Consider the following 298-nt stretch of genomic DNA (forward strand, 5'->3'; position numbering starts at 1 on the left):
GGTGGCGGTGCGGACGGGACTCGAACCCGCGACCCCCGGCGTGACAGGCCGGTATTCTAACCAACTGAACTACCGCACCACCGAATTTCGTTAGCCTTGGCTGCCTTTTGTGCCGACAACTGGCTTTAAATTAATGTCTGGCAGTGTATAAACGGCTTTCCTGCCGTTTACCCTTCGGGCCGTCGCGCTGTGCGCAACGTTCAAAATCGTTCCCGACGATTTTGTCCTACTCGCTGCCTTCCAGCCGCCCTTCTTATCGAAGGAAGCTGAAGAAATATGATGTCTGGCAGTGTCCTAC

1 tRNA gene is annotated in these 298 nt (G+C 55.0%); it reads right to left on the reverse strand.

Annotated features, from left to right (window positions below):
• Window positions 1-2 precede the first annotated feature (2 nt).
• Window positions 3-79: transfer RNA gene (locus FE392_RS19000), tRNA-Asp, on the reverse strand.
• Window positions 80-298: the final 219 nt, after the last annotated feature.

The sequence above is a fragment of the Xenorhabdus santafensis genome (assembly GCF_033949405.1).
Lineage (GTDB): Bacteria > Pseudomonadota > Gammaproteobacteria > Enterobacterales > Enterobacteriaceae > Xenorhabdus > Xenorhabdus santafensis.